Here is a 9,733-nt window from a genome sequence, read left to right as displayed (position 1 = left end):
GGGAGAGGGGGAGAGGGGGAGGTGGGGGAGTGTGGGGAGTGTGGGAAGGGTGGGGAGAGGGGGGGAGGGGGAGATGGGGAGATGGGGAGATGGGGAGATGGGGGAGTGTGGGAAGTGTGGGGAGATGGGGAGATGGGGAGATGGGGAGATGGGGAGTAAGATCAGTTTTCCCTCTTGCCGATTCCCGATTCCCTCTTGCCGATTCCCGATTCCCTCTTGCCGATTCCCGACTCCCGACTCCCGACTCCCGATTCCCGACTCCCGACTCCCGACTCCCGACTCCCTTAACCAATTAACCATTAAAAGCTAGTAACTATAACATGACTAATGACAATAACTTGATTTACTCCTACCCACCCCTAAAAGCTGGAACTTTACTCAAACGCTACAAACGCTTTCTTGCGGATATTGAACTGCCATCAGGGGAAATTATTACTGCTCACTGCGCCAATACTGGCCCAATGATTGGAGTTTCAACTATTGGCTCTCCTGTACAAGTGTCCCATAGTGATAACCCAAAGCGGAAGTTACAATACACTTGGGAAATGATTCAGGTCAAGGACAATGAACCGACTTGGGTAGGGGTTAATACGGCTTTACCTAATCGAGTGATTAAGTTAGCGTTGGAACAAAAACTGATTCCCGAATTAGCGGACAGCTACAGCGAAATTCGCCCTGAGGTGCGTTACGGAAAAGAACGGAAAAGCCGGGTGGATTTTTTACTGACTGGCTCAGAGCGCCCGATTTATTTAGAAGTGAAAAGTGCTACCTTAGCTGAAGAGAATCGTGCTTTATTCCCTGATACAGTTACTACTCGTGGACAAAAACATCTGCAAGAACTGATGGCAGTACTTCCCGAAGCACGAGCCGTGATGCTTTATTTTATTAATCGTGCTGATTGTTTGCACTTTTCCCCTGGTGATAACTATGACCCAGACTATGGTAAACTCTTAAGAGAAGCAGTTAGCAAAGGTTTGGAAGTGTTGCCTTGTCGCTTTGAAATTACCCCGTCAGGAGTTCGCTATTTGGGGTTAGCAACCTTTGAGTGCTGAGGGTGTTAGTAGGTTATAGCAGTTCTCAATTATTATTTATTGGTAATGGGTAGTTTCCAATTATCAATTCCCCATTACCATAACCCAAAAATCCACAGACTCTTTGATAAGTGATTAACTGGATTTGATCTAATCTTTAATCAAATTCAACCTTAGGAAACTATGCCAGTATAGCGGTTGTTAAGCTAGTAAGGTACAATAATGATGATACATTCTAATAAAAAACCATGAAACCCTACTCCGTTGATCTTAGACAAAAAATTATTGATGTTTATACTCAAGGTAATATCTCTCAACGTCAGCTTGCTAAACAGTTCAATGTTGCCTTAAGCTTTGTTCAAAAATTACTCAAACAGTATCGGGACACTGGAAATATTGCCCCGAAAATTCGCACTCAACAAACTCCGACAAAACTTAAGCCAAAACAATTAACGATTCTCAAAAATCTGGTGACCATGACTAATGACGCTACTTTAGAAGAACTGCGGAACATGAAGCGCGAAAGAAACCGGAGTTTTCATTGGTATTTCCACAGTATATAGAATGCTAAAGCGTCTAAAAATAACCCGAAAAAAAAACACTGTACGCCACAAAAAAAGGCACAGATGAGGTACAAAAACAACGTTTACATTTCTGGTAAAAGGTTAGGGATATTAACGAAAAAGACCTGATTTTCCGTATTGGAATCCGGAGTGAATTTAGCAATGGTTCGTCTCTTTGCTCGCTCTGAACAGGGTCAACGTGCTTATGGTCAGCGCCCTTATAGGAAAGGTCAAAATCTTTCACTCATTAGTGCCATAAGTTGTGAATCTATCCTCGCCAGCACCTGTTTGTTGGGAAAAACTGATGCCATCACTTTTGAAGCTTTTATTTCTAAAAAATTAGTCCCTAAACTTTGGAGTGGAGCTTGTGTAATCATGGACAATTATTCAATTCATAAAGGAGATGAAACTAGAGATTTAATTGAAGCAACGGGTGCTAAATTAATCTATCTTCCCACTTACTCCCCTGAATTTAACCCGATTGAACATTGTTGGTCAAATATCAAAAGTATTTTACGTAAAATTGGTGCAAAAAAGAACTTATCTTGATTTAGTAGAAGCTATTGAATTTGCTTTTAATCAAATCTCCCTTAAGGATATTCGTAATTGGTTTGCTCATTGTTGTTATTGTACCTCATTAGACTAAAAACCGCTATAGCAAATTCAAAGGTTTTGAAGTGAATGCCTTGTTGGTTCTTCCGATCCTGTTATCCTAAATAGGATCGGAAGAGCGACTTGATCTTTAGGGCAATTCTTTAGGGCAATAATGTTACTGCCTCTCGGTCTGCATACCGTAGCATGGCTTCATAAGGAGTTAATCCTGAAGATGCTGATAATGCTTTAATTTCAGTGACTAAAAACTTAACCACATCCCTGACGACTAGGTGAGCTAGAGGTTTATCGAAAGGAACACCTGCATTGCTTTGCCGCCAGAACCACTCTACCCGAGAGGTTAACGCTCCTCCCAATGTCAAAACTTGACCAGGTAAGGCGAAAACGCCATGTTGCTGAACTCGCTGCATTAGTTCAGTACCTGCTTCACCTCCAGGAATTGCCATATTATGAGCCAGGAGTAAGGTTGTACCCCTGGGCATTGTCTCCCAAAAAGAGTTTTCCAATTCCTGTCCAACGGTAGTAGCAACAATTAATCCTCCTCGCTCCAAACAATCTGTAGTGAAGGCTTTTTGCTTGGAGGGAAGCTTTAATAAGTTATCTGGAGGGACAATTCCACTATTAGGATCATCATACACCAGATCACAAACAGCTACATTTTGGTATGTCTCTCGCAAAAAGTACTTCAAAACGTCAGAACCCATGGCTCCCACTGCCCCAATTAAGGTAACTCGGTCTTCTTTCTGTTGTTGGAAACCAAGGGTTTCAATCGCTGAGATAATACCTGTTGCTGAGTAGGAAGATTTGCCACCACATCCTCCCTGATCACAATTAATGCCGAGAGAATGAGGAGTAAATCGGTTCAAAGTATCCGCCAAACCAGCAAACCGACCAAAATCCGGAGTCAACTTGATCTTGCCTTGTTTTTGATTGAGGGATTCGCCAATGTGTTTAAAAATTGGTGAAATGGTAGAATCCCAATCTGGATGTTCTGGATTAACAAGGATGTCAGCAGTATCTTGGTGCTTGGGTCTGATTACGCAGCGAGCACCACCAACTTTGCTGTCCAAGAAACCTCCAGGAAGTCGATCGCTATAGTGGTTTAAAACACCTTTGCTTAATGCTGCATTGATCAGTTGATTTTTCAGGGCACTTTCAGACCACATCAATCGCTCGCAGATTTGCTTAGCTTCTGACTCCTGAGTATCAGGAGTTACCATTCGCGTTCCCCCATAAGAGTAGTTTACGGTTGGATTATTATCATTTGCGATAAATATTTCAGCCAAATCATGATCTAACTTTTCGATTGTATTAGCCATTATTTATTGATTGCTCTTTCTAAAGTTCAAACCCAAGTATCTAAGTCAAAAAAATACTCATTAACCCCTTACTATCCAACTAGTTTATAGTAAAAAAAATCTGGATAGGGTGTTACAGGCATAAACAAGCCTTAACTATAGCAATCCTAAATCATTTGTAAAATATGCAAAATCGTAAATTCTTACTGGGCAAGGGTTATAGCGATAGCTTCGCCGAATATATTTCACGAATCATATAGGATTGCTATATACTCTAAGACGGGTTGGCTATCTTCTCCATAACAACTGCTTCAAAGTCTTGTATTTTTGTAAAAGGCTTGAACATTTGCTCGGGGTTCTTAAAAGCCTTAAATTCCAGAACATTCCCACAAGGATCGTGAAAATAAATCGTTCCTTGTTCTCCATTTTTGCCGACAAAACGTACTCGTGGTCCAATTGTAAATTCGATGCCTTGTTCCTTTAAACGTTCAACTAAGCTTTCCCATTCTTCCCATTCTAAGATTATGCCAAAATGACGAACAGGGATGTTTAAAGGAGTTTGATCTCGATCAACGTGGTTGCTAGGTATATCTCGCGTTGCCTCCTGGGGGTGTAAATAGGCTGAAACGGAATTACCATAGAGGTTAAAATCAATCCATAAATCTGTACTACGTCCTTCTTTACAGCCAATCACACCACAATAAAATTGGCGTGTTTCTTCAAGGTCGGCAACAGGAAAAGCTAAATGAAAAGGTTTAGATCCGGTCATACAGAACTGAGTATTAGAGTTAGACTGTGATTTGATTTAATTAATTCAATCACGGATATCATTAAACAGTTTTTTTGTATCTTCCTTCATTATCTTAACGAAAAATTTATTTTTTTTACTGTTCTTAATTATTCAGGTTGTGGGGTTGACAAAAAGGTAAAAATGAGCATGGTAATCCCTGAGGGGGTGACATGAGCCCCCTCAGATACCTGATCAACTAATGTCTATAGTGGAAGATTGTCTGCCGTTTTATGAGAAATTATATCAAGAGGTATAATTTTGCCAATTTAACTAGCTATAACAATATCTGACAATAACGTGCATGTAGATTTAGGAGAAGTATAAATGAAGGACAGCATCGACAATATATGTTTTAGCTTCTGGAACTCTGCGGTTCTCAGAGCGGCGATAAAACTTGGAATATTTCCTTTACTGGAACAACCTATTTCTGCCCGATAAGTCTCCGATCACCTCAAAGCTAATCCTGGTTTTGTCGAAGCTTTTCTTGAATCCTGTGCTGGATTAGGTCTGCTGGAAAAAGAAGAGGGTAATTTTAAAAACTCTCAAGTCGCTTCTAAATTTTTAATACCAAACAAGCCAGAGTATCAAGGTGATTACATCGTCCATATTACCCATTTCTGGTACACTTGGGGCAATCTAGACCAGCTCATCCGTGAAGGCAGACCAGATTTTCCCTTTGAGAATGGTTTTGTTGATGCTGGTACCTATTGGACAAGCTATATTAAAGGTCGGCATAACCTAGCTATGGCAGGACAAGGAGCAGTGCTGGCTGAATATACTAACCTGAACAATGGCGTAAAATGCTGGATTTAGGGGGAGGCTCTGGAAGCTACAGCATTGCTCTTTGTAATGCTAATCCTAATTTAACAGCTGTAGTTGTCGATCTCAAAGAACCTTTAGAAATCGCCCTCAGCCTCTTGAAGCAATACAATCTCCAAGAGCGAATTACCCTATGTCCGGCGGATTTTAATACCACTGAGTTTGATCAGGACTATGATGTTGTTCTGCTTTCTGCAGTCTTGCGTCATATATCTCCGGAGCAATGTCTGAGGCTATTGTCCAAAGCTTACGATGCTCTATTGCCAGGTGGATTGCTGATCGTGCAGGAGTTTATAAATCCAGAAGATAATCCTAAGCAGTCATTGCGCAGTACAATGATGGAACTGTACTTAATGATTGGCTTTCATTCCGAATCGGGCAATCGCTCTAAAGAAGAAATTGCCCTATGGCTCGAAAAGACAGGATTTAAAAATATTAAGGTTATTCCTTTGCCTCGCATTTAGACCCCTAAAAATAGGGATAAATCGGTATTTAATACCACAATTCGGACATGGACATTTTACTAGCGATAGAGTATTAGTGAAGTGTAGGATTCAGACCTAACTATGCCCAAGAAAGTAGACACAGCAAAAAAGAGATCAACTCAAATCGTTCCTGTCATAGGGATGAGTGAGTTGGTTCAGGCTGAGTTGCTGTCTACCATGAAAAAACTGGGCATCGTCAGGTCTGAATCCTACAACAAGCTAGGTAGTATTAGTCATTGGGGTCTTGATTGGAAAAAAGCCTATCCAGAGGTCAGAAGTTTTAGGACTCCTGATACCCTGGGACTGCCAGCGAAATTGATGGAATGGACGGTCAGTGATGTAGCAAAAGCTATCACAGCTCAGCAGGCAGCTTGCACTGATGCGGTAATTAAGAAGATTTACAAAAAATTTCCAGGGAGGGACGGCCAAAGGAGAAGAAAGGAACTTTGTAAACAGCTTAAGACTTTAGCTTTTATAGATGATCCATTGCTGCATAGACTTGTTAGGAAGGAATTTCAGCGAGGGCATTCCTGGGTCAAGAATCAGATAGTCTATCAACAAGTAGGATATAAGTGCAAAAGGCTCTCTCGTAATACTTACCAACTAGAGTTGGCTGGATTGAGGAGAGGAAAGAGAAACAAAATAACCGTTAGGTCTAATCGGAAAATAAAAGGCCAGATTAGACTGGTATACAAGCAACTCTTGGGAAAGTTTGAGATTCACTTTTTAGTAGACTATGGCACCGTAGAAATCCCTGCCAACCGTCGAGCTATTGGGGTAGACAAGGGGTACACAGAGGCTTTTTATGATTCAGATGGTCAGGCACACGGAAAAAACTTAGGAAAAGTAGCAACCAATAAATCGGATCGCATCTGTGCAAAAAACCGCAACAGAGGGAAGCTTTGGGCGCTTCATAGAAAACTAGAAAAAATCGACCCAGCCAAGTCGGCTCGAATACTCAAAAATAACCTAAGTAGAAAAACTGAAAATCGCCGATACAGAAAAAATCAATCAGAGATTACGGCCATAATAGGAGCCGCATCTAAGTCCCTTTTTAATGGGGAATCATTAAAAGTATTTGCCGAAAATTTAACACAGCCGATTAGAAATAAACGCCAGTCTAAGGCCATGTCCCGTAAACTTAATAGTTGGATGAAAGGAGTAATGCGGGACTCCTTGCAGAAATGGGCTAATTGGACTGGCTCGGTTGTAACAGAAGTCCAGCCTAGCTACACGTCGCAAGTTGACTCCGTAACTGGAACCCTATTAGGGAAAAGGAGCGGGGACAATTTTACCAGATTCAATGGGGTCGTGTTGCAGGCTGACCACAATGCTGCCAAAAATGTCCTTAGCAGAGGTACGGACAAGGATATCACCCGGTATATGAGTAAAACTGAGGTGCAGGCAGTATTGTTGCGCCGTACCGCGCGTTTCTTGGAAGGTATGGGACTGAGTCTGCTAGATGCAGTTGAGCTTGGATGGCTTGACTGCAAGCATAGTAAAACTCGGGCTTTCAAGCAACTCCTCAACGGGATTTGAGGAACGTCCAGAAAGATAAGTGGCAGGCTTGACTCCAATTGCTGAATGACCACTTCTCACTCGGACCACAATAGATTGAACCTTGACCGTTTTGTACCGGATTATCACGATTTATTACGGTTTAAGAGTATCCCTACACAAACAACTCTCATCCTTGGGGAAAAGCCATAATATAAAGTCTGCTTGAATACCCATAATTAAGGAGAGGGTGGGACCCACCCCTAACCCCTCCCAGGAGGGGAATGTGGGGAGATGGGGAGATAGGGAGCGGTGCGACCCGTGGCGAATTTAATTCGCCTACGGAAAGCGCACCGAGGGAGATTTTTATTATTAAGGGTAATTATTCTGAGATGATATAAAACTCCTATTTCTGGCAAATAAGGCTGTTTAGTAGGGATTGAAACAGGCAAGATGCCTGTTCCACGCCTGATGCCTGTTCCACCAATCAGATGCACCCTATGTCTTTCCCCCTCTCCCAGTCTCCCATGCTACAATCGCCTCAGTTAAACCTTCTAAAGTATATTCAACTGCTTCCACATCTACCCTGCCTAGCAACTGGCGACAGCTTTCGGAAGTTTGAGGACCAATCGAAGCGATACATACATTGTCTAAAAGGTAATCAAGAGTTTTTAAGGGTGCAGATTGTTCGCCGTCGGCATTAGAGTAGGGTTGGTTAGTTTCCGTTGAAGAGTTAAAGGCTTGCTTGAGAAGTTTGTAAAAATTATTCACGGTTTTAGAACTAGCAAACGTAACAATATCTATTGCTCTCTGTTGCCAAGCATCTAAAATAGCAGGAGCCATGTAATCTGGACAACGAGACTCATAGGCAGCAACTTCTACCACTTGAGCACCTTTTTCCGTTAGTTCTTTTACTAACACCTCTCGCCCACCGGTTTCGACTCGGGGGAAAAGCACTTGTTTGTTAGTTAAAGACTCTGGAAAATGTTCTACCAAAGAATCAGCTACAAAGTTTGGTGGGATAAAGTCGGGTTGTAAATTGTGTTGTTTCAGACTCGCTGCAGTTTTCTTACCCACCACAGCAATCTTAATCCCGACTAAAGCACGGGCATCTTTACCATTATTCACTAATCGTTTAAAAAAGTAATCCACCCCATTGCTAGAGGTGAGAATCAACCAATCGAAGTTAGCGAGATTAGCGATCGCATAATCTAATCCAGCCCAACTGGAAGGAGGAGTAATCACCAAGGTGGGCATTTCGATAATAGTCGCTCCTTCTTGTTCCAGGAGCTGGTTAAATTTCTGGGATTGACTAGCGGAACGGGTGACTAAGACGGTTTTTCCAGTAAGCGGCTTAGTAGTTGCCGTTGCCCCTTGAACCTTGTCTTGCCAACCTTCACTCTTCGACTGGTCTTGATCAGGTAATCCCATAAATGCCCTTAACCCCACTACTTCACCAACTACAATTACCACAGGTGAGAGGGAGATACCAAGGGTTTGGTTTACAATAGTGCCTAAGGTGCCCAGCCAAACCTGTTGCTGGGGGCGTCCACCATTCCGAATCAGAGCAATGGGGGTCTGATGCGATCGCCCATAGTGTTGCAGCTGTTGGACAATTTCTGCTAGATGACGTCCTCCCATTAAAATCGCCAAGGTGTCGATTCTTGCTAGTGCTTCCCAATCTAGTTGCTCTGGCTGATGAGCAGTGACAACCGCAAAGCATTTGCTCAAAACTGAGTCTGTTAAAGGAATTCCCGCTAGTAAGGGAGCTGCTAGGGCTGAGGAAATGCCTGGTATAACCTCAAACTGACACTCAGCAGCAATCAATGCCTGAATTTCTGAGCTAGAGCGCCCGAAAATAAAGGGGTCACCACTTTTTAGCCTGACGACTTGCTTGCCTTGTCGGCATTGGTCTACTAGCAGTTGGTTAATCCTAGCTTGGGGTGTAGAAGGGCGTCCACCCCGTTTCCCCACATCAAACAGTTGACAATCACAGGGCACCAGTTGCAATAAAAGGGAATCTACCAAAGCATCATATACCAACACTTCAGCTTGAGTCAGTAGTTGTTGCCCCCTTACGGTTAAGTAGTTAACATCTCCTGGACCAGCACCTACGATGTAAATTTTTCCCTTTTTGTGATTAGTCATTATATAGCGGTTTGCAATTGCTGTTAGGTACAAAGTTCTGGGTTTTTAGGGAGCAGGAACCCACCCCTAACCCCTCCCAGGAGGGGAATAGAGAAGGAACCCACCCCTAACCCCTCCCAGGAGGGGAATAGAGAAGATAGAATAGCGATGCGCTGCTATCTCTCTATCTCCCTATTTCCCCATCTGCCCACCCTTGCAACACTCCCTATTCCTCTGGCTCCATCGGCAGACTTATATCTAAAATAATTAGAAACTTAGCATCAGGCAGCAGCTGTTTCAGGGTCTGGGAATAACCTTTGGCATCACAATAGTAGCGGAACCGAGCGAAAACGACTGGTGGCATCGGTGGTAATAGGCGAACCATGACCCATGGGTATAGGCTTAGACGATGCGACATAATATGAAGTTATCTCCTTTACTTTAAGGGGTAGCCAGAGCCAGCCTTCGCCCTACCAAGATCGTCAGGCTGGCTCTTCCCGTGGATTTGATA

8 protein-coding genes and 1 pseudogene are annotated in these 9,733 nt (G+C 42.8%); 5 read left to right on the top strand and 4 right to left on the bottom strand.

Annotation, left to right across the window (positions count from 1 at the left end):
- The first annotated feature begins 89 nt into the window (after positions 1-89).
- From F6J94_RS24000 to F6J94_RS23990, 3 genes and pseudogenes are all read left to right on the top strand, one after another.
- Positions 90-296 (top strand): hypothetical protein, encoded by a 207-nt coding sequence (locus tag F6J94_RS24000; protein ID WP_293044781.1) that lies wholly within the window; start codon positions 90-92, stop codon positions 294-296.
- A gap of 24 nt (positions 297-320) precedes the next feature.
- Positions 321-1,052, top strand: a complete 732-nt coding sequence (sfsA, locus tag F6J94_RS23995) for a DNA/RNA nuclease SfsA (RefSeq protein WP_293044779.1) — start codon at positions 321-323, stop codon at positions 1,050-1,052.
- Positions 1,053-1,279: 227 nt separating this feature from the next.
- Positions 1,280-2,240: pseudogene (locus F6J94_RS23990) on the top strand (IS630 family transposase).
- Positions 2,241-2,349: 109 nt separating this feature from the next.
- Here F6J94_RS23990 and F6J94_RS23985 read toward each other — a convergent pair.
- Positions 2,350-3,525 carry a hypothetical protein gene (locus F6J94_RS23985; protein WP_293044777.1) on the bottom strand — a complete coding sequence of 392 codons (1,176 nt, stop codon included), beginning with the start codon at positions 3,523-3,525 and terminating at the stop codon, positions 2,350-2,352.
- A 253-nt stretch (positions 3,526-3,778) separates the two neighbouring features.
- Positions 3,779-4,273 (bottom strand): VOC family protein, encoded by a 495-nt coding sequence (locus F6J94_RS23980; RefSeq protein WP_293044775.1) that lies wholly within the window; start codon positions 4,271-4,273, stop codon positions 3,779-3,781.
- 821 nt (positions 4,274-5,094) lie between these two features.
- Between F6J94_RS23980 and F6J94_RS23975 the strand changes: the two genes are divergently transcribed.
- Together F6J94_RS23975 and F6J94_RS23970 are read left to right on the top strand one after the other, a co-directional pair.
- Positions 5,095-5,577: a methyltransferase gene (locus tag F6J94_RS23975; protein ID WP_293044773.1), complete on the top strand. Its 483-nt coding sequence runs from the start codon at positions 5,095-5,097 to the stop codon at positions 5,575-5,577.
- Between the two features lie 102 nt (positions 5,578-5,679).
- Positions 5,680-7,137 (top strand): zinc ribbon domain-containing protein, encoded by a 1,458-nt coding sequence (locus tag F6J94_RS23970; protein WP_293044772.1) that lies wholly within the window; start codon positions 5,680-5,682, stop codon positions 7,135-7,137.
- Between the two features lie 456 nt (positions 7,138-7,593).
- Here the strand turns inward: F6J94_RS23970 and cobA are convergent, their stop codons facing one another.
- Positions 7,594-9,243, bottom strand: coding sequence for a uroporphyrinogen-III C-methyltransferase (cobA, locus tag F6J94_RS23965; protein ID WP_293044770.1), 1,650 nt, complete (start codon positions 9,241-9,243; stop codon positions 7,594-7,596).
- Between the two features lie 205 nt (positions 9,244-9,448).
- Positions 9,449-9,607 (bottom strand): hypothetical protein, encoded by a 159-nt coding sequence (locus tag F6J94_RS23960; RefSeq protein WP_293044768.1) that lies wholly within the window; start codon positions 9,605-9,607, stop codon positions 9,449-9,451.
- Between the last annotated feature and the right edge of the window lie 126 nt (positions 9,608-9,733).

Origin of the sequence: Moorena sp. SIO1F2 (assembly GCF_010672755.1) — a bacterium.
Classification (GTDB): domain Bacteria; phylum Cyanobacteriota; class Cyanobacteriia; order Cyanobacteriales; family Coleofasciculaceae; genus Moorena.
The sequence above is the reverse complement of the archived record's forward strand: the minus strand, read 5'-3'. Positions and strand labels throughout refer to the sequence as shown.

Coding starts and splice junctions, on each gene's coding strand:
- F6J94_RS24000 (WP_293044781.1), top strand. CDS start 90: ATGGGGAGATGGGGGAGTGTGGGAAGTGTGGGGAGATGGGGAGATGGG.
- sfsA (WP_293044779.1), top strand. CDS start 321: ATGACTAATGACAATAACTTGATTTACTCCTACCCACCCCTAAAAGCT.
- F6J94_RS23985 (WP_293044777.1), bottom strand. CDS start 3,525: ATGGCTAATACAATCGAAAAGTTAGATCATGATTTGGCTGAAATATTT.
- F6J94_RS23980 (WP_293044775.1), bottom strand. CDS start 4,273: ATGACCGGATCTAAACCTTTTCATTTAGCTTTTCCTGTTGCCGACCTT.
- F6J94_RS23975 (WP_293044773.1), top strand. CDS start 5,095: ATGCTGGATTTAGGGGGAGGCTCTGGAAGCTACAGCATTGCTCTTTGT.
- F6J94_RS23970 (WP_293044772.1), top strand. CDS start 5,680: ATGCCCAAGAAAGTAGACACAGCAAAAAAGAGATCAACTCAAATCGTT.
- cobA (WP_293044770.1), bottom strand. CDS start 9,243: ATGACTAATCACAAAAAGGGAAAAATTTACATCGTAGGTGCTGGTCCA.
- F6J94_RS23960 (WP_293044768.1), bottom strand. CDS start 9,607: ATGGTTCGCCTATTACCACCGATGCCACCAGTCGTTTTCGCTCGGTTC.